The organism is Actinoplanes sp. SE50/110 (assembly GCF_900119315.1).
Lineage (GTDB): Bacteria > Actinomycetota > Actinomycetes > Mycobacteriales > Micromonosporaceae > Actinoplanes.
In genome coordinates, this window is sequence record NZ_LT827010.1 from 8,567,722 (window position 1) to 8,590,690 (window position 22,969).

The window sequence follows — 22,969 nt, forward strand, 5'->3', positions numbered from 1 at the left end:
CGACGCCGTGGCGCTCGTGCGCGTGTACTGCGGTCTGGCGTCGGCTGATGATGCGGTGCGATCGGCCACGGCCGCTCCACTGACCATCGCCGTGGTGGACGACGCAGGCCGGCTGCTCGGCGTCCACGAGATCAGCGACGACCCGGCCGGTTACGCCCTGCTGGGAACGCTGCTCGTGGAACGTACGACGGGGTTCAGCGACGCGGCCGTGGCCGCCGACAGTGACGACCACGTCGTCACGTCGCTGCTGACCGCCGCCGGCCGGCCGCTGGTCGTGGTCGACGACGACGACGCGGACGACTTCGCCGAGCGCTTCTCGGACGACGACTCCCCCGAGGAGATCAACGCCCCGGCCGCCGCCCGGCGGGCAGTCGGGCTGGCCCGGGCCCTGCAGGCCGGGGCGATCGCCGCGGTCACCCTGCCCGCCCCGCGCGAGCTGGTCAGCTACAAACCGGTGCTGGCCGCGCACGTGGCCATGCTGGTCGGGCGCAATGCGGCCGCGGCCGCGCTGCGCGAGGTGCTGCGCGAGCTGTACCCGGCCGCCCTGCGGGCCTATCCGGACCCGGCGCACCCGATCGCCATGGCCGTCCTCGAGGCGATCCCCGAGCCCGGCCGGCTGACCGGCCGCGGCGGCGACCCGGAACACGCCGCGCAGGAGGTCGCCGCCGAGCTCACCCGGGCCGGCGTCGGCTCCGAGGACCAGATCTTCTCGTTCATCACCGCACTGCAGGTGGCGATCAGCGAGTCGCCGCGCCGCGGCGGCGTCAACAAGTCACTGGCCCCGGCCGCCGCCGAGGCGGTCCGGCACGCCATCGCCGCGGTGCGCACCTGCGACGCCGGCTGCGCCGCGCTGGTCGGCACGCTCGCCGCCCGGTCCGGTGGCCCGGCAGCCGAGCCGAACGTGGGGCGGCGGGCCACCCGCCGGGCCGCCGAGCCGGCCGCCGCCACGCCGAGCTCCGAGCTGGGTTCGCGGTTCGCTCGCCGGGGTCGCTCCGAGCCGGCCGCGGCCGGCCTGGGTCGCCCCGAGCCGGCAGTGGCCGGGCTGGGTCGTCCTGAGCCGGCCGGGCTGGGCAACGGGCCGGCGACGCCGCGGCCGATGAACGCTCCGCCGGTCGCTCCCGATCCGATCACGCCGCCGCCGGTGGCGCCGGCCGCGGCCAACGGGCTGCCGGGACGGGTCTCGACGCCGGGCAACCGGCCGGTGTCGGTGCCGCCGCCTCCGCCGGGGATGACGCCGATCACGCCGGGTTCGCGGCCGGTGCCGGGAAGCCGGACGCCGGGCCTCGCCAGCACGTCGGGCCTCGCCGGCACGTCAGGCCTTTCCGGCACTTCGAGCCTTTCCGGCACGTCGGGTGGTCTCTCGCCGGCCGCGCGCAGCCCGCTGTCACCGGCGCCGTCCTCGGCTCCGCTGTCGCCGGCCGCGCGCAATCCGGTCTCGCCGGCCGCTCGCAACCCGGTCTCGCCGGGTGGCACCCCGACCCCGGCCGAGGCGGGCGAGCCGTTCCGGCCCACCCTCACCAACGCCGAGCTGAACCGGGCCCGGGCCGAGCGGCAGCGCACGGTCATCCCGGCCCGGCCCAGCACCCGGTCGGCGGCCCCGTCCCCCGCCACCAACGGCGCGGCGGCCGGACCCACCGACTTCGCCCTGCCGATGCCGGCCCAGCGTCCCGGCGCCGAGAGCGCGGAGCCGGGCTCGCGGGCCAACTGGCCGCTGCTGAACAACGGCGGCGACGATGCCGCGCTGCCCGCCGCCTCGGTGAGCGGGGCCGGTGCCGACGGCCGGATCAGGCCCCCGTGGCAGGACATGCCGAAGGAACCGCCCGCCCTGCGCCTGGTCGAGTCCCAGCTCAACGGCGGCGGCCGGGCCAAGCTGCCCGGGCTCGACCAGCTCGGTGATCCGCCCTCGCTGCGGGTGGTCGACGGCGGTGCCCGCGGCGTCGACAGCCTCCCGCCGAAGGTCACCGCGCTGGACCGCAGCAGCACCCCGCCGGTGCCGTCCGACGGCAGCGACGGCGACCTGCTGATCTTCGCGGCCGCCCGGTCGGCCTGGTTCACCGGCGGCACCAGCACCGGTGACTCCGGCAATGTCGACTGGGCCAACCCGAACGACAGCGGCTGGCGCGCCGCGGAGAAGGCGGCCACCCCGGCCGTCGCCGCGGAAACCTCGGCCGGTCTGCCGAAGCGGGTCCCCCAGGCCAACCTGGTGCCCGGCGCCACGGTCCGCGACGAGCGCCCGCTGCGCATCGTCCGGGACGCGGCATCGATCGCGGCGCACACCACCGGCTACTTCCGGGGTTGGCGGCGCGGCCAGGAGATCGGCGGCTTCGCCATGGGCGGCCGCCCGGGCCGCGAGGCCGCCGGCGGCTGGGACTTCACCCGCGACCGCGAGGGCGCCGACGAGTACCGCAACGGGGCGGGCTACGGCGGCGGCCGCTGACCCGGTCCTGAGCATCACCGAAGCCGAGTCCTCCCCCGGGTGGGCTCGGCTTCGTCATACCGCCCGCTTCGTCACACCGCCCGCCTTGTCACACCGCCCGCCTTGTCGCACCGCCCGCCTTGTCGCACCGCCCGCCTTGTCGCACCACCCGCCTTGTCGCACCACCCGCCTTGTCGCACCACCCGCCTTGTCGCACCACCCGCCTTGTCGCACCACCCGCCTTGTCGCACCGCCCGCCTTGTCGCACCGCCCGCCTTGTCGCACCACCCGCCTTGTCGCACCACCCGCCTTGTCGCACCACCCGCTTCGTCACACCGCCCGCTTCGTCACACCGCCGACGAGCACCCGGATCGATGTGGGACGGTTGCACCCTGCGGTGACCGGCCATCGTGGATGATCCATGCTGGCAGGATGCGGGCCATCGTCTTCGACTTCTTCGGTACGCTCACCGACCCGGCGGCCGAGAACGACCGGCTCGCCACGTTCGCCGCCACCGCGAGCCGGCTCGGGGTGCCGGTGGACCGGTTCGTCGCGGCGATGACGGAAAGTTTCGGGCGGCGGGCGACCGGTGTCTACGGCAGCACCCGGGACACTCTGCGGGCGATGGCCCAGGCCTGCGATGCCGATCCGTCCGAGGAACGATTGACCGCAGCGGTCGCCACCCATCATGCGGGCGCTGAGACGGTCCGCAGGCCGCGACCGGAGGCGATCCGGGTACTCGGTCAGCTCCGGGCGCGCGGCTACCGTCTGGGCCTTCTCAGCGACTGTTCGAGCGAATTGTGCGAGGCGTGGCCCGACACACCGTACGCCCCGATGATCGACACCCCGGTCTTCTCCTGGCGCGAGGGCTGTCGCAAGCCCGATCCCCGGCTGTACGCGGCGGTGGCCGCCCGCCTCGATGTCGCGCCGGCGGAGTGCTGGTTCGTCGGTGACGGCGGCAGCCGGGAGCACGACGGCGCCCGCCGAGCCGGGATGCGACCGATTCTGGTCACCAACGCGGCCTATCCCGGAGTCGGCGAACTCCGCACCGACCCGGACACCTACGTCCCGGATCATCAGATTCCGGACCTGTCCGCGCTGCCCGCTCTCCTGGGGCTTCCCGCTCTATCCGATCACACCTGAGACGAGCCCGGCCGCCTACGGACCAGCGGCCCGCGATGGTGGTCGGCGGCAGTCGCCGGTCGACAACCCGCGACAGGCGGCGCCGGGAGCGGCAGGCAGCCGGAGCCCCGGCGCGTCGGCAGCGGCCCCGCGTCGACAGCAGTCGGTATCGGCAGGTGCGGGCACGGGCGGCGGGCGCGGGGGCGGGCGGCGGGCCGCAGGCACAAGCACGGGCAGGGCCCCGGGCGGCAGGCACAAGCACGGGCAGGGCACGGGCGGCGGGCGGCAGGCGGCAGGCGGCAGGCGGCAGGCGGCAGGCGGCAGGCGGCAGGCGGCAGGCGGCGGATACTACTCACCGTTGTTGATCGGCTGCGGAGAAGACCTGTCCGCAAGCGCGCGAAAGCCCCGCTCCGCCGAGCGGAGCGGGGCTCAACCGACTGTCAGGCCGGCGCCACCGCGCGCGTCCGACGCATCGTCAGCACATACTCGACGAGCGAGATGAGGACGTTCTTCGTCGACTCGCGGTTGCGGGCGTCGCAGCTCACGACCGGCACGTCGCTCGAGATCGCCAAAGCGTCCCGGACGTCCTGCGGGTTGTGGTACTGCATGCCGTCGAAGCAGTTGATCGCCACCAGGTAGGGCAGGCGGCGGTGCTCGAAGAAGTCGATGGCGGCGAAGCAGTCGGCGAGCCGACGCGTGTCCACCATCACGACCGCACCGATGGCGCCCCGGACCAGCTCGTCCCACATGAACCAGAACCGCGTCTGGCCAGGCGTGCCGAAAAGGTACAGGATCAGGTCCCGGTCGATGCTGATCCGGCCGAAGTCCATGGCCACGGTGGTGGTCATCTTGCCCGGCACCTGCCGGTTGTCATCGACACCCACACCGGCCGAAGTCATGATCGCCTCGGTGGTCAGTGGGGTGATCTCCGAGACCGACCCCACCAGCGTCGTCTTACCGACGCCGAAGCCACCGGCGATGACAATCTTCGCCGATGTCACGCGTCCGCCCGCAGCGGGACGTTGCGACATGTCAGAGCCTGCGAAGTCCACTCAGCACCCTTTCCAGCAGTTCCGTGCCTACCGCGTCGGTCTCGTCCTCGAGCGAGGTGGGCTCGTACACCGCGAGCAGGCCGTCGGAGGCCATGTCCGCGACGATCACCCGTGCCACACCGAGCGGCAGTTGCATGCGTGCGGCGATTTCCGCGAGCGACTGCACTCGGCCGTTGTCGCACATCGCCGCGATGTACTGATGCTCGCTTCCACCCTGTCCGCTGCGGATCATTCCGGATCGGCCGCGTACGGTTGTCTCGACCAGCGCTTCCAGCGCTATCTCAAGTTTCGGCCGGGTTCGACCGCGGGTCACGGCGTACGGCCTGACCAGCGATCCGGTCGGTTCATCACGCTCCGGCATCGTCACCGTCAACCCCTCCCTCGGCCACTCGAAGTGTATTGGTTCTCAAGATTTTGGACAGTAGCCGGATGGGCCGGCTCACCGCGCCTTCAGCCCAGCACCCCGGCCGCGGACCGCGGCGCGGGGGTAAGCGCCTCGCCGACGCGGTCGACCAGGAGGGCCATTTCGTAGCCGACCTGACCGACGTCGCAGCTGCGAGCCGCGAGTACCGCGAACGAGGAGCCGTCGGAGATGGACATCAGGAACAGGAACCCATTGTCCATCTCCACCACCGTCTGCAGAACAGCGCCGCCCTCGAAGCACCGCGCGGCGCCCTGGGTCAGGCTGACCAGGCCGGACGCGATGGCCGCGAGCTGGTCGGCACGGTCCCGGGGAAGATCCCGCGAGGCTGCCAGGAGCAGGCCGTCGGCGGAGACCGCGATCGCGTGCGCGACCCCGGGAACGCGGTCAGCGAAGTTGGCGAGAAGCCAACCGAGATCCTGCGTAGATGTCATGCCTCATGCTCCTTGCCAGCCTGCGAGGGCTGCTGCCCTCCCGGAGTCTCCTCCAGGTTGGTCGATTGTTCCTTGGTGCGACCGCGCTGCACACCCCGGTGGTACGCGGACAGCAGACCGCGGACCCCTTCGGGAGTACGGCGCTGGACGGAGTTACCGCCCCGGTCAACACCGCCGGGGACGAGTTGCGCCATCGGCGTGCGCTTGGGCAGGCCCGCCGTGGTGGTCGTGTCGATGCTGACTTCGGACGCCTTGCGGGCGGCCTGCCAGCCCTCGTCGGCCGCGGTCTGCCACGGGTTCGACGGGGTGCCGGCGTAGGACCCGGCGGCGACGGCCGCCGGAGCCGCGGGAGCCGCGCCGACGGACGCGGTGTCCAGCTCGCGGGCCTCCGGGGAGGCCGCCTGCTGGGGCACCCCGGCGGTACGCGTGGTGGGCTCGCCGGTCGGGATCCGCTGCGAGATCACCGCTTCCTCGCCCGTGCCGGCCACCGACGGCTTGGCGGCCGTCGCCTGGGTCGTGGTGAACCAGGCCGACTCGAGCTCGCGGAAGATCGGCAGCTCCATCGTCTCGTCGGCGAACGGCACCGCGCCCTCACGGGCCGAGGAGATCTGCGCGGCCGCGGTGGCCTGGTCGGCGGCCGGGCCGCTGACCGGGGCGATCGCCTCGTACGCCGGCGGGGCCGACGCGGGCAGGGATGCCAGCGGCGGGTCGATCGGCCGGGCCACCTCGGGGCGCTGCTCGGCGGTGTCCGGGCGGTACCTCGGGATCTCGGCGGTCATGTCGAGCGCCGCAGCGAGGTTCTCCGGGACGTGCGGAGTGGCGGTCTCGCGGTCGCCGGCGACCGGCGGCCAGGCCGGCGGCGCGGAGGCGAACGAGGTGGGCTCGGCCGAGATCGGGGCGGCGGAGACCGGCGGCGCGGACGGCACCGGCGGGGCCGAGGTCACCGGCGGGGCCGACGGCACCGGCGGCGCCGAGACCGGCGGCATGAACGACGACCGGCCCTGGCTTTCCGGGTTGGCCGGGAGCTGGCGCGGAATGGTCGCGCCGAAGCCGCCGGTCTCCCCGTCGGGCCGCTGGTAGTCGTTGCCGTTGCGCCGCTGGACCAGCTCGTCGAGACCGGCGAAACCCTGCGGGCCGCTGCTGGTCGGGCCGGACGGCAGCGGGGGCATCGGCTCGTTGCTGCGCGGACCGAAGCCGTTCGGCGCGCCGCCGAAGCCGTTCTGTCCACCGAAACCGTTCGGGCCGCTACCGTTCTGCCCGCCGAAACCGTTCGCCGGGGGGCTGAAGCCGCTCGGCGTGGCGCCGAAACCGTTGGCCGAGCCGAAGCCGGTGGGACCGCCGTTGAAGCCGTTGGTCCCGCCGAAGCCGTTGGACGGCGCCGCGCCGGTCAGGTCGGACCAGGCCGGGACCCCGCCGTTGGTGCTGCCGTTGGCACTGCCGTTGACGCCCGGGTATCCCCCGCGGCCGCTTTCCAGGGCGAGGGGCTCGCCGAACGACGGCATCGCGGCCGGCGGCGCGTCGTAGCCACCCATCCGGCCGGAGACCGCGGCAGCGAGGACGGTGACGGGCAGGCCCACCTCAGCGACAGTACCCCGTTCCCGGTCGGCTGGGCGGAGCTCGACGCGGACCGAGTGCCGGTTCGCCAGCCGGGCGACCACGACCAGGCCCATCATCCGGGAGACGGCCACGTCCACGGTCGGCGGGTTGGCCAGCCGCTCGTTGAGGTCGCGCAGCTGCTCGCGGCTGATGCCGATGCCGTGGTCCTCGACGGTGAGCACCGCGGTCTCGCCGACCCGGCGCGCCTCGACGAGCACGTTGGAGTTCGGCGGGGAGAAGGCGGTGGCGTTGTCGAAGAGCTCGGCGACCAGGTGGACCATGTCGTTGACGGCGTGCGCCGCCACCTCGATCTCCCGGTCGATGACGCCGAACTCGATCCGGGTGTAGTGCTCGACCTCGGACTGCGCGGCGCGCAGCACGTCGATCAGAGCGGCCGGCTCGCGCTGCACACGGGTGGAGTCCGCGCCGGCGAGGACCAGGAGGTTCTCGTCGTTGCGGCGCATCCGGGTGGCCAGGTGGTCGAGCTGGAAGAGCTCGGCCAGCCGGTCCGGGTCCTCCTCGCCGCGCTCCAGCCGGTCCAGGTGACCGATCAGCCGGTCGACCAGGATCTGCGAGCGACGCGCGAGGTTGACGAACATGGTCGCGACCGAGGCCCGCAGGGCGGCCTGCTCGGCCGCGGTCCGCACGGCTTCCAGGTGGACCGCGTTGAACGCCTCGGTCACCTGCCCGAACTCGTCCCGGCTGCGGACCGGGAGCGGCTCGGCGATCTGGTCGGCGACCTGCGCCGGGGTGAGCGAGGTGGACAGCGCCGGGTCGCGCAGCCGGCTCACCGCGTGCGGCAGGCCGAACTGGGCGACCGCCAGGGCACCCTGACGCAGCTCACGCAGCGAGCGGGCCATCGAGCGGGCGACCAGCCAGGCGAACAGGATGGCGAGCAGCAGCATGCCGAGCAGCACGCTGGTCTCGACGAAGACCGTCCGGTTGGTGGTGTTCCGCAGGTCGGTGGCCTGGTTCACGATGTTCTTGTCGAGCTGCTGCTCGACCTGCCGGAACGTGTCGTCGTAGCCGGCCATCGCCGAGTCCCACCCGGCCGCGGTGAGGTGCAGGTTGGAGATGTCGGTCCCCGGGGTGGCCTGCAGCGGCTCGGTCAGGTTCGTCGCGGCGCGCTGCGCCTCGTTCTGGTCGGTGGTCTTGAGGAAGACCTCGTTCTCACCGTCGGTGGCCGCCGCCTTGAGGTTTCTCTCGGCGAGGTCGATACCGGTGTTGGCGGTGAGGAAGGCCTGCCGGAGCGCGGTGCTGAACTTGCCGCCGGCGATCACCTGGAGGCCGATGAACCGCTGCTGGGAGACGAACTCCTTGACTCGGGCCACCTCGGCGACCGCGCGCAGGTGGTCGCTCAGGCCGGTGTCGGTGGCCTGCTGGGCGGCGACGTCCCGGACCGCGAGCAGGTCGGTGATCAGCGCGTTGTAGGTGCCCTGAACACTGAGCTCGGTCTCGGTGTTGTTGGTGACCTTGCTGCGGTACGCCGCGAGGTCGGCCAGGTTGTGGTCCAGCCGGGAGAGCAGCAGGTTGACCCGGTCGGGCTGGGTGTCCAGGGCCGCGCGCTGCTGCGCGTACGGATCCTTGGCCGCCTCGACCTTGGCATGCTCGTCGTTGAACTTCTTGGTGGCGGCGGTCAACACCTCGTTGCCCTTGGGCGACTTGGGCGCGAGCACCACCTGCATCGCGTAGGCCCGCTCGTCCTGCAGCTGGTCGACCAGCCCGCCGGCCGCCTGGGCCAGCGTGGCGAGCGTCCTGGTGTTGTCCGCGGTGTCGGCCTGGTCGATGTGCTCGACCAGGCCGTTGACACCGACGATGATCGTCGCAACGGTCGGCACAAGCATGATCAGACCAAGCTTGGACCAGATGGGTAGGTCTCGCAGCCGACCCGTGGGTCGACGCAGACGCGACATGACGCCGTCCGCCTCACTAGGGCGCTTGCTCACGTCACCGTCCTCCTGATTCGGGCCCGGCATTCGGCTCGCCGGGCACCGCGCACGACCGACTCGCCGGGTCGGGCCCCCGAGATTCCATCACGACGAGTGTCAAAGAGAAAGAGCAGGCGGACACGGACCGGTTGTGTGACGCGATGTTGCAACGTCGTAGTTGGACATCGCCGGTCTGAAATCACTACCTGTAGCGGTGCGGGTTTCTCAAGGTCACTCACGAGGTCGGCGCGGCGTTGGGGGGTGGGCGCAGGCCGACGGGTCAGATCGTAGTCGATCGCGACAGGACTGACGATGACTCGCCGACCCCGGGATCGGCAAGGCAAATGCCGGATTATGCCGTCTTTGTAGGCGGCAGTGTAGCCGAACGGTGGAGCCCCAGAACCGGACAGGTAATTTCGCCAGACGTACGTTCGCTCGTTTCCCGGAAAATAGCAAATTTCCTGATTTGTACGAATTTCAGCCGAGCAACTTGGCGTACGCCGGCTTGATCACCTCGTTGATCAGCGCCAATCGCTCGTCGTACGGGATGAACGCCGACTTCATCGCGTTGATGGTCAACCACTGCATCTCCGCCCAGCCCCACCCGAACGCCTCGGCGAGCAGGCTCATCTCCCGGCTCATCGAGGTGCCGCTCATCAGCCGGTTGTCGGTGTTCACGGTGACCCGGAAGCGCAGGTCGTGCAGCAGCTTGATCGGATGCGTGGCGATCGACTCGGCCGCGCCGGTCTGCACGTTCGACGACGGGCACAGCTCCAGCGGGATCCGCTTGTCCCGCACGTACGCCGCGAGCCGGCCGAGCACCGGCGGCGCCGCGTGGGTGCCGCCGGTCGGGGTGACCGAGCTGGGTCCGGCCACCGTCGCGGTGATGTCGTCGATCAGCCGGACACCGTGCCCGAGCCGGTCGGCGCCGCACCACTGGATGGCCTCCCAGATCGACGGCAGGCCGAACGCCTCGCCGGCGTGGATGGTGAAGTGGAAGTTCTCCCGCTGCAGGTACTCGAACGCGTCCAGGTGCCGGGTGGGCGGGAAGCCGGCCTCGGCGCCGGCGATGTCGAAGCCGACCACCCCGGCGTCGCGGTAGCGGACGGCCAGCTCGGCGATCTCCTGCGAGCGGGCGGCGTGGCGCATCGCGGTGAGCAGCGTGCCGATCCGGATCGGGGTGCCCTGGGCGGCCGCTTCGGCGCAGCCGTCGCGGAACCCGGCGTCCACCGCCTCGACCACCTCGTCCAGGCTCAGGCCACGCTCCAGGTGCTGCTCCGGGGCGTACCGCACCTCGGCGTACACGACGCCGTCGGCGGCCAGGTCGAGCGCGCACTCGCGGGCCACCCGGTGCAGGCCCTCGACGGTCTGCATCACGGCGACGGTGTGCGCGAAGGTCTCCAGGTACCGTTCCAGCGAGCCCGAGTCGGCGGCGGCGGCGAACCACTCACCCAGCCGGTCGGGGTCGGTCTCCGGCAGCTCGTGCCCGGCCACGGCGGCCAGCTCCACGATCGTGGCGGGACGCAGGCCACCATCCAGGTGGTCGTGCAACAGGACCTTGGGAGCCTTGACGATCTCGGGGTAAGCGATGCCAGCCATCAGAAGAGCGTAGAGGCCGGTCCGGCCGTCCCACCCACCACCCGGAAAACGGAGCGGAAAATCTCCCCATGATCGATGGCGCGTTGCCGTACCTGACCTGCCCGGTGTGCCGCGGGACGCTGGCCCGGCACGACCGGGCGCTGCGCTGCCCGCTCGGGCACAGCTTCGACATGGCCCGGCAGGGTTACGTGGATCTCTCCGCGGGCCGGCTGCCGCACACCGGCGACAGCGCCGAGATGATCGCCGACCGGGCCGGTTTCCTGGCCGCCGGTCACTACCGCTTCATCGCCGAGGCCCTGGCCGCCACCACCGCGGACCACCGGGACATTCACGATCAGGATCAGCTCGGCGTACGCCGTGAGCCGCTGATCCTCGACGCCGGCACCGGGACGGGCGACTACCTCGCCCACGTGCTGGACGCCTGCCCGACCACCCTCGGCGTCGGCCTGGACGTGTCCAAGCCGGCGCTGCGCCGGGCCGCCCGCGCCCACCCGCGCGCCGCCGCCGTCCTGGCCGACCTGTGGCGCCCGCTCCCGGTCGCGGACGCCGCCGCCACCGTGATCCTGAACGTCTTCGCCCCGCGCAACGGCTCCGAGTTCCACCGGGTGCTGCGCCCGGACGGCCGGCTGCTGGTGGTCACCCCGGCCGCCGACCACCTGCGCGAGCTGGTCGACGAGCACGGCCTGCTGCGGGTCGACCCGGACAAGGCGGCCCGGGTCAGCGGCAGCCTCGACGATCATTTCCGGCCGGTCGGCGCCACCACGCACCGGCACACGATGCGGCTGGACGCGGCCGCCGCCCGCACCCTGATCGGGATGACGCCGAGCGCCCGGCACGTCCCGGTCGAGTCGCTGCCCACCCGCGACGTCACGGTGACCGCGGCGGTGGTGCTCACGACGTACACCCGAAAGCCTTAAACCGAGAGATCGACCTCTTCCCAGCCCGGCGGTTTGTCGTGGTAGGGCCCGTGGAAGATGACCGCCCACTCCAGTGCCCACCGGCGCTGCCCGATCGCGTTGCTGTCCACCTCACCGGGCAGCGGCAGCCCGGCCTGCTCGGCCTCCTGGAACGCCCAGTCCAGGCAGTAGTACAGGTCGAGCAGGACGGCGGCCTCGGCGGCGTCGCGGACCGCGACCAGCGACCGGGACCGCCACCGGCCGAAGGGCTCCCCGGCCGGCAGGTCCGGCATCTGGCTCATCAGGTTGTCGTCCGGCGGGACGGTCGGGTCCAGGTGCCGGCCCAGCCCGAGCAGCCAGGCCAGCGCAAAGACCGCGTCGTGGTGCAGCACGAACGACCGGTGGTCGCCCTTCGCGCCGATCACGAACTGCCACTCCGGCGGCGTCACCAGGTCGACCAGGTGCGAGCTGAGCAGCCAGCTCATCGCCGCCTCGGTGGGCATCCCGAAGCACCGCGCGACCACCACGTGCAGCACCGCGGCCCGGGCCTCCAGCTCGGCGACCGGGCGCAGCTCTATCGTGTCGCCGAGCTCCCAGACCAGCGGGAAGGACGGCGGTGGCAGCGGCAGATCCAGCCGGGCCAACTCGTCCAGGCTGGCCTCGCGAACCGCGCGGGGATCGGGAGCGGCCTTCGTCATGGTGCCTCAGGCTATGCGGTCCAGCAGCAGACCGGCAGAGGCGGGGGCATCGGTCCCGATCATGATCGCGGCCTGTGCATCGGCGCGGGCCGCCGGGATCCGCCCCTCGTCGTCGGTGCGCAGTTCCAGCAGCACGTCACCGGCCTTGACCCGGTCGCCGGGCTTGACCTTGAGCTGCACCCCGGCGCCGAAGCTGACCGGGTCCTCCTTGCGGGCGCGGCCGGCGCCGAGACGCCAGGCGGCGACCCCGATCCCGTACGCGTCCATCGTGGTCACCACGCCGTCGGCGGCCGCGCGGAGCACCTCGGTGTGCCGCGGGCCGGGCAGCGGCGCGTCCGGGTCGCCGCCCTGGGCGCGGATCATCGCCCGCCACGAGTCCATCGCGGCGCCGGAGGCGAGCATCTTCTCCGGGTCGGCGTCCACCCCGGCGGCGGACAGCATCTCCCGGGCCAGGGCCAGGGTCAGCTCCACCACATCGGAGGGGCCACCGCCGGCCAGCACCTCGACCGACTCGGCCACCTCGTTGGCGTTGCCGACGGCCAGGCCGAGCGGGGTGCTCATGTCGGTGAGCAGCGCGACCGTGGTGACCCCGCTGTCCTTGCCCAGCTGGACCATGGTCCGAGCCAGCTCCTGGGCGCTGGCCAGGTCCTTCATGAACGCGCCGGAACCGACCTTGACGTCGAGCACCAGCGCGCCGGTGCCCTCGGCGATCTTCTTGCTCATGATCGAGCTGGCGATCAGCGGGATCGCCTCGACCGTGCCGGTCACGTCGCGCAGCGCGTACAGCTTGCGGTCGGCCGGGGCCAGGCCCTCGCCGGCCGCGCAGATCACCGCGCCGATGTCGCGCAGCTGGCCGATGAACTCGTCGTTGCCGAGCCGGGCCCGCCAGCCGGGGATCGACTCCAGCTTGTCCAGAGTGCCGCCGGTGTGCCCGAGGCCCCGGCCGGACAGCTGCGGCACGGCCACCCCGCACGCGGCGACCAGCGGGGTCAGCGGCAGGGTGATCTTGTCGCCGACGCCGCCGGTGGAGTGCTTGTCGGCGGTCGGCCGGGACACCGGGGACAGGTCCAGCCGCTCGCCGCTGGCGATCATCGCGGCGGTCCAGCGGGCGATCTCGGCGGCCGTCATGCCGCGCAGCAGGATCGCCATGGCCAGCGCGGACATCTGCTCGTCGGCGACCACCCCCCGGGTGTACGCGTCGACCACCCAGTCGATCTGCGCGTCGGACAGCGCCCGGCCGTCCCGCTTGGCCCGGATGACGTCTACCGCAGTGATCCCGCTCATGCCTCGTCCTTCCAGCGCTGCGGAATACCGTCCGGCAGCTCTCCCTCGCCCGCCCAGGACAGTCCGCCCTCGGCATCCACCACCACGACCCGCGGACTGCGGACCAGACCCCAGGCCACCGCGGCCGAGGCGGCCGGGAAGTTCGGCCCCTCCTCCAGGATGCCCTTCTCCTCGCCGGTGCCCGGGGCGCCCGACGAGCGCTCCCAGTAGGCCGTCCAGATCGTCGCCCCGCCGGACAGGTCCGGGTGCACGAAGACGGTGCCCCGACCGCGCCACTTGGCGAGCTCGGCCGGCACCTCCGGGCCGCCGGCCGGGCCGGTGACCTTGGCCATGTCCACCCAGCCGAACGCGTGCGGCAGCAACTCGTCCATCCGCAGCGGCCGGGGCAGCGCCTCGATCAGCATGTCCGGCCCGCCGTGCTCCCAGAGCAGCTGCCGGCAGCGCCCGCACGGCATCAGCGGCGCGCCGGTGGCATCCACGCAGGACATCGCCACCAGCCGCCCGCCGCCGCTCGCGTGCAGGGCGCTGACCAGTCCGCACTCCGCGCACAGGGTCATGCCCAGGGAGGCGTTCTCGACGTTGCAGCCGACGATGACCCGGCCGTCGTCGACCAGGCCGGCGACGCCGACCGGGAAGTCGGATGCGGGCACGTAGGCGCGGCGCATCACCTCGATGGCGGCTGCTCGTAGCGCCGCCCAGTCGATCTCCATGATCTCGATTCTGCCCCACTGTTTCGTCGGTCAACGACAGATGCCCGGGCCAGGCCCGGGCATCTTGAACCACCGGAAAACCTAGCTCTTGACGTACGGGATGCCGTCCGCCGCCGGCGCGCGGACCCGCCCGACGAGCCCGGCCACGGCGATGATCGTGGCGAGGTACGGCAGCATGCTGAGGAACTGGTTCGGCACCGGGCTGTTGATCGCGCTCAGGTAGAACGCGAGTTTCTGCGCGAAGCCGAAGAACAGCGCCGCCCCGAACGCCCCGATCGGCGTGTACCGGCCGAAGATCAGCGCGGCCAGCGCGATGAAGCCGGCGCCCGCGGTCATGTTCTTGGTGAAGCTGCCGGTCGCCACCAGCGTGAAGTACGCCCCGCCGAGGCCGGCCACCACGCCGCCGAGCAGCACGTTCAGGTAACGCAGGCCGCGCACCCGGATGCCCACCGTGTCCGCCGCGGTGGGGTGCTCGCCGACCGCGCGGGTGCGCAGCCCCCAGCGGGTCCGGTTCAGCGCGAAGTGGATGACCGCGACCAGGATCAGCGCGACCCAGAGCAGCAGGGTGGCGTCGAAGACCACCGGGCCGAGCACCGGGATGTCGGCCAGTCCGGGGATCCGCCAGGTCGGCATCTGCGGCGGGGAGTTGTACTTCGCCGCGTCGGGCTGCATCAGCCGCTCGTAGAGGAAGCCGGTGATGCCGAGCGCGAACAGGTTCAGCACGATGCCGACCACGGTCTGGTCGACCAGGTAGCGGATCGACAGCACGGCCAGGATCGCCGCGATGACCACGCCGCCGACGGCCGCGCTGATCAGGCCGGCCCAGACGCTGCCGGCCATGGTGCCGACCAGGGCCCCGGCGAACGCGCCCATCAGGAACTGGCCCTCGATCGCCACGTTCACCACGCCGGAGCGCTCGCCGAGCACCCCGGCCAGCGCGCCCAGGATCAGCGGCAGCGCCAGGTCCAGCGTGCCGCCCAGGGTGTCCTGCAGCGACATGAACTGCCCGGCGACCTGCCAGCACAGGAACGACAGCACGAAGGTGACGATGCCGATCACCAGGAACGCGTTCGCCCAGCGCCGGAGCAGCCCGGCGGCCAGCAGACCGCCGGCCACCAGGGTGAGCACCCCGAACAGCACCGCGCCGACCTGGCCGTTGATCGACAGCGCGGCGCCGCCGGCGTCCTGGGTGAGCGTGAACCGCGCGGCCTTGCTCGGCGCCAGGGCCCCGAACAGGCCGGCGGCGAGCGCGCCGAGCAGGATCAGGGCGACGCCGAAGCGGCGGTGCCGGGTCCAGAACGGCTCGGGCGCGGTGACCTCGGCCGGTTCCTCCACAGTCGTGGTCGACATGTCCTCAGCCCTTCGCGGTGGTGCGGGCGGCACGGAGTTGGAAGATCGCCTTCACCAGGGCGGGCGCGGCGATGAAGATGACGATCAGCGCCTGCAGCACGGTGACCAGTTCCAGCGAGATCCCGGTGAACGACTGCATCCGGTTGCCACCGGCGCGCAGCGCGCCGAACAGCAGCGCGGCCAGCAGGGTGCCCCACGGGCGGTTGCGGCCGAGCAGCGCGACCAGCAGGCCGTCGAAGCCGATGTTGCCGGCCACCGACGGGGTCAGCGCGTACGCCGTACCCAGCACCTGGGTCGCCCCGCCGAGCCCGGCCAGGCCGCCGGCCACCGCCATCAGCAGCGCGTACGTCTTGGCCACGCTGATCCCGGCGGTCTGCGCGGCGTGCGGGTTCGCCCCGACGGCGCGCAGCTCGAAACCGAACGCGGACCGGTTCAGCAGCCAGGCGACCCCGGCCGTGACCAGCACCGCGAGCACGATGCCCAGGTGCACCCGGAGCACCCCGCCGAACGACGGGAGTTGCGCCGACTCGGCGACCACCTTGCTGATCGCGTCGCTGCGGCCGGGCTGCTGGACACCCTTCTGGATGACCAGCCAGGCCAGGAGCAGTCCGGCGGTGTAGTTCAGCATGATCGTGGTGATCACCTCGTGCGCCCCGGTCCGGGCCTTCAGCAGGCCGGGCAGGAAGCCCCAGAGGGCGCCGCCGAGCACGCCGACGACCAGCGCGACGATCAGGTTCAGCACGATCGGCAGGCCGAAGGTGAAGCCGGCCACCCCGGCCGCGATGCAGCCGAGCACCGCCTGGCCCTGGGCGCCGATGTTGAACAGGCCGCCGCGGAACGCCAGCGACACCGACAGGCCGGTGAACACCAGCGGCGCGGCGTAGGTGAGCGTCTCGGAGATCGGCGAAAGCGCGTTCTGCCAGGTACCGGTGCCGGAGAACCAGGCCTGGAACGCGTCCGGGTCGCCGAGCGCACCCTTGAGCAGGTCGGAGTAGGCCGAGCTGATCAGCGTCCAGCCGGCGTCCAGCGCGTCGCTGGGCCGGGCGGTGAAGTACCCGAACTTGGCCAGCACGTCGGAGTCGGAGATGACGATCAGCACCGCGCCGATGATCACCGCGAGCACGATCGACAGGACCGTGACGGTGACGCTGTTCGACGACCAGAGGTTGCGCAGGAAGGCGCTGGTGAACGACTCCTGCTTCGCGACCGGCTTCTCGGTGGTCGTGGGGGCGGTCACTTCTTCTCCTCCGCGGAACCGCTGGTGATGCCGGCCATCAGCAGGCCGATCTCCTCGCGCGGGGTGTCCGGCGAGACGACGGCCAGGATCCGGCCGCGGTACATCACCGCGATCCGGTCGGCCAGCCCGACCACCTCGTCCAGCTCGCTGGAGACCACCAGCACCGCGGTGCCCTGGTCCCGCTCGTGGATGATCTGGCCGTGGATGAACTCGATCGAGCCGACGTCCACGCCGCGGGTCGGCTGGGACGCGATGAACAGCTTCAGCGGCCGGGACATCTCCCGGGCGATGACGACCTTCTGCTGGTTGCCGCCGGACAGGGTGCCGACCGCGGTCTCCGGTGACTGGCAGCGGATGTCGAACTGGGCGACCCGCTCCCGGGCGTTGCCACCGATCTTGGCGAGGTCGAGGCGGAAGGCGTTGCCGAACGGCTCCCGGTCGTAAATGTCCAGGATCAGGTTCTCCGCGACGCTGAACTCCTTGACCACGCCGTCGTGGCTGCGGTCCTCGGGGACGTAGCCGACGCCGGAGCGCAGGATCCGCTTGGTGCTCAGCCCGGCCAGATCCTCGTCGTCGAGCTCGACCCGGCCGGCCCGCACCTCGCGCAGCCCCATGATCGCCTCGACCAGTTCGGTCTGCCCGTTGCCCTGCACCCCGGCGATCCCGAGCACCTCGCCGGCCCGGACCTCCAGGTCGACGCCGTCGACCGCGCGGATCCCCCGGTCGTCGTCGACGACCAGGCCGGAGACCTGCAACACCGGCCGGCCCGGCTCGGCCGGCTGCTTGTCCACCTCGAGGCTGACCGCACGGCCGACCATCAGGGCGGCCAGCTCGTCCTCGCTGGTGTCCGGGCTGGCGGTGCCGACCACCTGACCGCGGCGGATCACGGTGATCCGGTCGGCGATCTTCTTGACCTCTTTGAGCTTGTGCGTGATGAAGACGATCGACTTGCCCATCTCGGTGAGCGAGCGCATCACCGCGAGCAGTTCGTCGGTCTCCTGCGGAGTGAGCACCGCGGTCGGCTCGTCCAGGATGAGCAGGTCGACGTCGCGGGTCAGCGCCTTGACGATCTCGACCCGCTGCTGGGCGCCGACCGGCAGGTCCTCGACCAGCGCGTCCGGGTCGACCGGCAGTCCGAACTTCTTCGAAGTCTCCAGCACGTCGCGGCGGGCCCGGCGGCGGTCCAGCCAGCCGAGCGGGCCGCCGCGGGTCTCCTCGGCGCCCAGCGCGATGTTCTCCGCCACGGTGAAGACCGGGACGAGCATGAAGTGCTGGTGCACCATGCCGATGCCGGCCGCGATCGCGTCCCGCGGGCTGCGGAAGACCCGCGGCTCGTCGTTGACGAGGATCTGGCCCTCGTCCGGCTGCAGCAGGCCGTACAGCTGGTTCATCAGCGTGGACTTGCCGGCGCCGTTCTCGCCCAGCAGGGCGTGGACTTCGCCGGGTTCGACGGTGATGTCGATGTGGTCGTTGGCCACCAGATCGCCGAAGCGCTTGGTGATGCCGCGCAGTTCCAGTTTCAGCGGACTCTCCCCGACGTCGTGGACGGAACCTGGTGGGCGGTCCAATGCGAGCCGCCGCTCGGCCGCGGGCGATCGGCCCGCGGCCGCGCGGCGGCCGAATGCTACTACTACCCGCGAGTTACTTCGGTGCGCTGGCCGACTCGGCCTTGACCGTGCCGGCGATGATGTCCTTCTTCAGCTGGTCGATCTCGCCCTTGAGGGCGGCGTCGACCTTGCTGTCGAACTTGTTGTACGGGGCCAGGCTGACGCCGTCGTTCTCCAGGGTGCCGATGTAGCCCGGGGTGGCCGACAGCTTCTCGCCCTTGGCGCCCTTGACCACGGACTCCTTGACGGCCTCCTGCACGTTCTTCACCACGGTGCTGAGGAAGACGTCGCAGTACTGCGCGGCCGACTTGCAGCCGTCCTGGTCGACCCAGATGACCGAGATCTTGCCGCCGGAGTCCTTGGCGACCTGCGCGGCGCCCAGGCCGGTGCCGCCAGCGACCGGCAGGATCACGTCGGCGCCCTGCGAGACCAGGGTCTGGGAGATCGTCTTGCCCTTGTTCTGGTCGATGAAGCTGTCGGCGAAGGTGCCGTTCTGCTTCGCCGTGTCCCAGCCCAGGACCTGGACGGTCTTGCCCTTCTTCTGGTTGTAGTAGGCGACGCCCTCGGCGAAGCCGTCCATGAAGATGGTGACCGGCGGGATCTTCAGGCCGCCGAAGGTGGCGACCTTGCCCGACTTCGAGTAGCCCGCGGCCAGGTAGCCGGCGAGGAACGCGGCCTGCTGGGTGGCGAACTGCATCGGGTAGACGTTCGGCCCGGAGCTGTTGCTGTCCACGATGGCGAACTGCGAGGAGGCGCTCTCGCCGGAGACCTTCTTGGTCGCGGGGCCCATCAGGCCGCCGACCGCGAGGATGTAGTCGCACTTCTGCGAGGCGAAGTTGCGCAGGTTCGGCTCGTAGTCCGCCTCGGAGGACGAGGAGACGTACTTCGGGTCGACGTTGCTGGCGTCGGCCTTGGCGGCCTGGATGCCGGCCCACGCGGAGGCGTTGAACGACTTGTCGTCGATGCCGCCGGTGTCGGTGACCATGCAGGCCTTGTATGCGGCGGCGGCGGCGCTGGCGCTGCCACCCGACGACGGGCTCGACTCCGGCGCCTTACCACAAGCGGCGGCTGCGAGCGTCAGCCCACCTGCCGCGAGAATCGCCACGATCCGCTTCCCACGTACTGGGCGCAAGACGCCCTCCTTCCACTGCTCACCGCACGCTCGGTAAGTCTCAGGTCGGCAGCGTAGCCGTGGGTCAGCGGGTCGTCAGGCGTTCGGTACGGACTGTTGGCGCACCGTTATCGCGCCGCAATCACCAGGGATTTTGCGCGTCGCTTTCGGTGGGTTCCCTGCTGAATTGCGTCGACGCCCGGGAAACCGTTGGTAAATCTTCGCCGAGCGCAACCCCGCCCGGTAACGGTTCGCCGCAGGTTGCGGTCACTTTTCAGTCACGGCCGCTTTCTCCGGTCGGCGTACGGCGTTCCACGCGCGCACCCCGAGCACCCCGACGGTCGACCCGATCACCAGCGACGCCGCGATCAGCACCGCGTGCACCCACAGAAACGCCGTCGGTGAGCCGTGCGCGAACGACCGCTCGTCGCGGTAGATGGCCAGCCCGAACCGCGGCCAGATCACCCACGTCCACACTCCGACCGCCATCAGGAACGCCGCCCACCGCCGTGTGATCACCACGGCGTCAGTATCGCAGTGGCCTCAGGCGGTCAGCCGGGTGGCCAGCCGGCGCCAACCCGCGCGCACCTCGTCCGGCTCCGGGGTGATCGGGGGCGGTCCGCTGCCGGCCGGCTCGGCGAGCAGCTCGTCGATCGGCTCGCTGTCGTCCTCGGCGGCCTGCCGGACCGCCTCGATCTCCTTGCGGATCGCGTCGGCCGAGTCCAGCGGCAGCATCGGCTCGACCACCGCCATCAGGTCGTCGTCGGAGACCACCGCGCGGGCCAGGGCGACCGCGTGGTCCCGCTCGTACGGCCCGCAGACCACCGGGTCCCAGTCCTCGCGGTCGCCGAGCGAGGCGATGGTGACCACCCACGGCACGGCGGCCAGAGGTGATCCGGGTGGCAGGCGCAGCGTCACGAGAGTCCCCACGCGACACATCATCGCGGGCGGGCGTCCCGGATCCATAGGTTTTGCCCCACGGGGGCGGTCTTATCGTCAGCGGACAGGTCCACCACCCGGCCGTGCGGGCTGGTCGCCGCCCAGGCCGCGCCGAACAGCAGCAACTGGTGGAAGACGTACAGGTAGACCAGCGCGCCCACGGCGGAACCGACCAGCCCGTACGCCGGATTGCGCTGCACCGTCGCGACGAAGGACTTGCCCACGGTGTTGAGCAGCATCAACCCGATGCCGACCTGCAGCACCGGCGGAGCCATCCGGCGGGCGGTCATCCGCAGCCGGGGCACCGCGCCCAGCAACGCCGCGGCCAGCAGCATGTTCACCCCCAGGGTGAGGACCAGGCTGACCACCGACAGGGTGACCTGGAAGCCGCCGTCGGCCAGATAGTCGAGCAGTGTCTCCAGGCCGTAGACGGCGAGCTGGGTGAGCGCCAGCAGGATCAGGATGCCGACCAGCACCATCAGGTCCAGGGCCTGCCGGACGCCGAAATAGCCGGGCTGCTCGCGCACCTGCCAGATGTGGCGCTGCGAGGAGCGGATCGCCTCCACCCAGCCGATCCCGGTGAAGGTCAGCCCGGCGATGCCGACGATGCCGACGGTGTTCTTGCTCTCCAGGATCGCCTGCACGTCCAGGAACGGCAGGTTCTGCCGCAGGAAGTCGTGCACCACGGCGAACAGCTGGGTGTTGCTGGTCAGCAGGAACCCGAAGATCGAATAGCCGATCAGCAGCAGCGCGAACACCGCGAAGAAGCCGTAGTACGCGCTGGCCGCGGCGAGCCGGCCGCCCTGCACCCCGTCGTAGCGCAGCAGCGCACGGCACAGGTGGTCGAAATAGCGGGAGCGGTAGCGCCCCGCCATGATCCGGGCCGCGACCGCGTCATACGCCCGATCGATAGGGTTCACCGCGCGACCGTAACCGACGGATCAGCCGCCGAGCGGGAAGTCACGCCGAGGCCGCCACGGTCCCTCGCCACCGTGCGAGAACAGGGTGAACGACGCGACCGGGAAACGGGCCGAGAAGCCGGCCAGGTCGTCGAAGACGGCGTCCAGCGCCTCGGGCGACACGTCCTGCGCGACGGTGACGTGCGGGTGGTAGGGAAACCGGCTGCCCCGGTTGATCTCCGCGGACCCGGTGATCGCCTCGGCGAGCAGCTCGCACTCGCTGATGCCCATCGCCAGGCTGACGAACACCACCTCGGTGACCGGGCGGAACGTACCGGTCCCGCGCAGGTGGATGGTGAACGGCGGCTGGGCCGCGGCGACCGCCTCCAGGTGCTTCTCGATCGACGGCAGCGCGTCGGTGTCCACCTCGGTCGGCCCGAGCAGGGTGACGTGCGCCGGCGTCCAGGCGGCCTGCGGGTCGCCGGCCTCCGCACGCCGGCGGGTCAGCGCCGAGCCCCAGGGCTCCGGGATGTCGATCGCGACGCCGATGCGCGTCCGGGCGGGATCCCCCACGGTGGCTCAGACCCCGCGGGCCGGGCTGAGGAAGCCGATGTTCCGGTACGTCGACGCGAGGGTGGCGGCGGCGACGGCCCGGGCCTTCTCGGCGCCGACCGCGAGAACCTTGTCGAGCTGGGCCTTGTCGTCCAGGTAGAGCTTCGTCCGCTCCTGGATCGGCTTGACGAACTCGACCAGCACCTCGGCCAGATCCTTCTTCAGGTCGCCGTAGCCGTGCCCCTCGTACTGCTCCAGCAGGTCGTCGATGGTGCGGGCGGTGAGCGCCGCGTACATCGTCAGCAGGTTGCTGATGCCGGGCTTGTTCACCTCGTCGTAGAGGATCTCGCGGCCGGTGTCGGTGACCGCGGATTTGATCTTCTTCGCCGAGCGGGCCGGGTCCTCCAGCAGCTCGATGATGCCGTTCGGCGAGGAGGCCGACTTGGACATCTTGATCGACGGGTCCTGCAGGTCGGTGATCTTCGCGGTGTCCTTCACGATGTACGCCGCGGGGGTGGTGAAGGTGGCGCCGAACCGCGAGTTGAACCGCTGCGCGAGGTCGCGGGTCAGCTCCAGGTGCTGCCGCTGGTCCTCGCCGACCGGGACCTGGTCGGCCTGGTAGAGCAGGATGTCGGCGGCCTGCAGGATCGGGTAGGTGAACAGGCCGACCGTGGTGCTGTCCTGCCCGGCCTTGGTCGACTTGTCCTTGAACTGCACCATCCGGCCGGCCTCGCCGAACCCGGTGATGCAGCTGAGCACCCAGGCGAGCTGGGCGTGCTCGGGCACGTGGGACTGGACGAACAGCGTGCAGCGCTCCGGGTCGAGCCCGACAGCCAGCAACTGGGCAGCGGAAATCCGAGTACGGTTACGAAGCGCCACCGGATCATGGCCCATCGTGATCGCGTGCAGGTCGACCACGCAGTAGAACGCGTCGTGGGTCTCCTGCAGCGCCACCCAGTTGCGCACCGCGCCCAGATAGTTGCCGAGGTGGAAGGAGTCGGCGGTCGGCTGGATGCCGGAGAGCACTCGCGGGCGGCGGACGGCGTCGGACATGAGGCTCATTGTGTCAGTCTCGGACGGGATACCGCGAACCACCCGGCCACCCTGTGGACATGTTC

The 22,969-nt window shown here is 71.6% G+C and carries 20 protein-coding genes; 3 read left to right on the forward strand and 17 right to left on the reverse strand.

The window, feature by feature from the left end; translation table 11 throughout:
* The first annotated feature begins 7 nt into the window (after positions 1 to 7).
* Both ACSP50_RS38240 and ACSP50_RS38245 read left to right on the forward strand, forming a co-directional pair.
* Positions 8 to 2,437 (forward strand): transposase, encoded by a 2,430-nt coding sequence (locus ACSP50_RS38240; protein WP_014694698.1) that lies wholly within the window; start codon positions 8 to 10, stop codon positions 2,435 to 2,437.
* Positions 2,438 to 2,848: 411 nt separating this feature from the next.
* On the forward strand, positions 2,849 to 3,559 hold the full coding sequence (locus tag ACSP50_RS38245) for an HAD family hydrolase (protein ID WP_014694699.1): 711 nt from the start codon (positions 2,849 to 2,851) through the stop codon (positions 3,557 to 3,559).
* 419 nt (positions 3,560 to 3,978) lie between these two features.
* Here the strand turns inward: ACSP50_RS38245 and ACSP50_RS38260 are convergent, their stop codons facing one another.
* The 5 genes from ACSP50_RS38260 to ACSP50_RS38280 all read right to left on the reverse strand — a co-directional run bounded on the left by ACSP50_RS38260 (position 3,979) and on the right by ACSP50_RS38280 (position 10,571).
* Positions 3,979 to 4,569: an ATP/GTP-binding protein gene (locus ACSP50_RS38260; protein WP_043512997.1), complete on the reverse strand. Its 591-nt coding sequence runs from the start codon at positions 4,567 to 4,569 to the stop codon at positions 3,979 to 3,981.
* 1 nt (position 4,570) lies between these two features.
* A complete protein-coding gene (locus tag ACSP50_RS38265) occupies positions 4,571 to 4,951 on the reverse strand; it encodes a DUF742 domain-containing protein (protein ID WP_043512999.1) in 381 nt (126 codons plus the stop codon).
* A gap of 89 nt (positions 4,952 to 5,040) precedes the next feature.
* Positions 5,041 to 5,445, reverse strand: coding sequence for a roadblock/LC7 domain-containing protein (locus tag ACSP50_RS38270; protein ID WP_014447580.1), 405 nt, complete (start codon positions 5,443 to 5,445; stop codon positions 5,041 to 5,043).
* Positions 5,442 to 8,987 (reverse strand): nitrate- and nitrite sensing domain-containing protein, encoded by a 3,546-nt coding sequence (locus tag ACSP50_RS38275; protein ID WP_014694702.1) that lies wholly within the window; start codon positions 8,985 to 8,987, stop codon positions 5,442 to 5,444. Before ACSP50_RS38275 ends, ACSP50_RS38270 begins: the two co-directional genes overlap by 4 nt.
* Before the next feature lie 459 nt (positions 8,988 to 9,446).
* Positions 9,447 to 10,571 carry an adenosine deaminase gene (locus ACSP50_RS38280; protein WP_172898935.1) on the reverse strand — a complete coding sequence of 375 codons (1,125 nt, stop codon included), beginning with the start codon at positions 10,569 to 10,571 and terminating at the stop codon, positions 9,447 to 9,449.
* A gap of 65 nt (positions 10,572 to 10,636) precedes the next feature.
* Here ACSP50_RS38280 and ACSP50_RS38285 point away from each other — a divergent pair, with 65 nt between their 5' ends.
* Positions 10,637 to 11,485, forward strand: a complete 849-nt coding sequence (locus ACSP50_RS38285; protein WP_014694704.1) for a putative RNA methyltransferase — start codon at positions 10,637 to 10,639, stop codon at positions 11,483 to 11,485.
* On the opposite strand, the gene ACSP50_RS38290 is transcribed toward ACSP50_RS38285, so the two are convergent.
* The 12 genes from ACSP50_RS38290 to trpS form a co-directional block, all read right to left on the reverse strand.
* A complete protein-coding gene (locus ACSP50_RS38290) occupies positions 11,482 to 12,162 on the reverse strand; it encodes a DUF4272 domain-containing protein (protein ID WP_014694705.1) in 681 nt (226 codons plus the stop codon). The two genes, ACSP50_RS38285 and ACSP50_RS38290, sit on opposite strands and share 4 nt — an antisense overlap.
* 6 nt (positions 12,163 to 12,168) lie before the next feature.
* A complete protein-coding gene (locus ACSP50_RS38295) occupies positions 12,169 to 13,446 on the reverse strand; it encodes a thymidine phosphorylase (protein WP_014694706.1) in 1,278 nt (425 codons plus the stop codon).
* Positions 13,443 to 14,156: a cytidine deaminase gene (locus ACSP50_RS38300; protein ID WP_014694707.1), complete on the reverse strand. Its 714-nt coding sequence runs from the start codon at positions 14,154 to 14,156 to the stop codon at positions 13,443 to 13,445. Before ACSP50_RS38300 ends, ACSP50_RS38295 begins: the two co-directional genes overlap by 4 nt.
* A gap of 81 nt (positions 14,157 to 14,237) precedes the next feature.
* Positions 14,238 to 15,506: an ABC transporter permease gene (locus ACSP50_RS38305; RefSeq protein ID WP_014694708.1), complete on the reverse strand. Its 1,269-nt coding sequence runs from the start codon at positions 15,504 to 15,506 to the stop codon at positions 14,238 to 14,240.
* Between the two features lie 4 nt (positions 15,507 to 15,510).
* A complete protein-coding gene (locus tag ACSP50_RS38310) occupies positions 15,511 to 16,743 on the reverse strand; it encodes an ABC transporter permease (RefSeq protein WP_014694709.1) in 1,233 nt (410 codons plus the stop codon).
* Entirely contained in the window at positions 16,740 to 18,311 is a 1,572-nt protein-coding gene (locus ACSP50_RS38315) for an ABC transporter ATP-binding protein (protein ID WP_014694710.1), read from the reverse strand. The genes ACSP50_RS38310 and ACSP50_RS38315 overlap by 4 nt, the downstream gene beginning before the upstream one ends.
* A gap of 73 nt (positions 18,312 to 18,384) precedes the next feature.
* Complete coding sequence (locus ACSP50_RS38320; protein WP_014694711.1) at positions 18,385 to 19,482, reverse strand: BMP family protein; 1,098 nt, start codon at positions 19,480 to 19,482, stop codon at positions 18,385 to 18,387.
* 246 nt (positions 19,483 to 19,728) lie between these two features.
* On the reverse strand, positions 19,729 to 19,983 hold the full coding sequence (locus tag ACSP50_RS38325; RefSeq protein WP_043513003.1) for an SCO4848 family membrane protein: 255 nt from the start codon (positions 19,981 to 19,983) through the stop codon (positions 19,729 to 19,731).
* A 21-nt stretch (positions 19,984 to 20,004) separates the two neighbouring features.
* Entirely contained in the window at positions 20,005 to 20,391 is a 387-nt protein-coding gene (locus ACSP50_RS38330) for a hypothetical protein (protein ID WP_043513005.1), read from the reverse strand.
* A gap of 8 nt (positions 20,392 to 20,399) precedes the next feature.
* Positions 20,400 to 21,320, reverse strand: a complete 921-nt coding sequence (locus tag ACSP50_RS38335; protein ID WP_014694714.1) for a YihY/virulence factor BrkB family protein — start codon at positions 21,318 to 21,320, stop codon at positions 20,400 to 20,402.
* A 21-nt stretch (positions 21,321 to 21,341) separates the two neighbouring features.
* A complete protein-coding gene (locus ACSP50_RS38340) occupies positions 21,342 to 21,872 on the reverse strand; it encodes a 2'-5' RNA ligase family protein (RefSeq protein ID WP_014694715.1) in 531 nt (176 codons plus the stop codon).
* 6 nt (positions 21,873 to 21,878) lie between these two features.
* Positions 21,879 to 22,904, reverse strand: a complete 1,026-nt coding sequence (gene trpS, locus ACSP50_RS38345; protein WP_043513009.1) for a tryptophan--tRNA ligase — start codon at positions 22,902 to 22,904, stop codon at positions 21,879 to 21,881.
* Between the last annotated feature and the right edge of the window lie 65 nt (positions 22,905 to 22,969).

What these genes read in the sequence shown, in the direction of transcription:
- ACSP50_RS38305 (WP_014694708.1), bottom strand. Translation starts at nt 15,506, where the DNA reads ATGTCGACCACGACTGTGGAGGAACCGGCCGAGGTCACCGCGCCCGAG.
- trpS (WP_043513009.1), bottom strand. Translation starts at nt 22,904, where the DNA reads ATGTCCGACGCCGTCCGCCGCCCGCGAGTGCTCTCCGGCATCCAGCCG.
- ACSP50_RS38260 (WP_043512997.1), bottom strand. Translation starts at nt 4,569, where the DNA reads ATGTCGCAACGTCCCGCTGCGGGCGGACGCGTGACATCGGCGAAGATT.
- ACSP50_RS38300 (WP_014694707.1), bottom strand. Translation starts at nt 14,156, where the DNA reads ATGGAGATCGACTGGGCGGCGCTACGAGCAGCCGCCATCGAGGTGATG.
- ACSP50_RS38265 (WP_043512999.1), bottom strand. Translation starts at nt 4,951, where the DNA reads ATGCCGGAGCGTGATGAACCGACCGGATCGCTGGTCAGGCCGTACGCC.
- ACSP50_RS38245 (WP_014694699.1), top strand. Translation starts at nt 2,849, where the DNA reads ATGCGGGCCATCGTCTTCGACTTCTTCGGTACGCTCACCGACCCGGCG.
- ACSP50_RS38285 (WP_014694704.1), top strand. Translation starts at nt 10,637, where the DNA reads ATGATCGATGGCGCGTTGCCGTACCTGACCTGCCCGGTGTGCCGCGGG.
- ACSP50_RS38290 (WP_014694705.1), bottom strand. Translation starts at nt 12,162, where the DNA reads ATGACGAAGGCCGCTCCCGATCCCCGCGCGGTTCGCGAGGCCAGCCTG.
- ACSP50_RS38270 (WP_014447580.1), bottom strand. Translation starts at nt 5,445, where the DNA reads ATGACATCTACGCAGGATCTCGGTTGGCTTCTCGCCAACTTCGCTGAC.
- ACSP50_RS38295 (WP_014694706.1), bottom strand. Translation starts at nt 13,446, where the DNA reads ATGAGCGGGATCACTGCGGTAGACGTCATCCGGGCCAAGCGGGACGGC.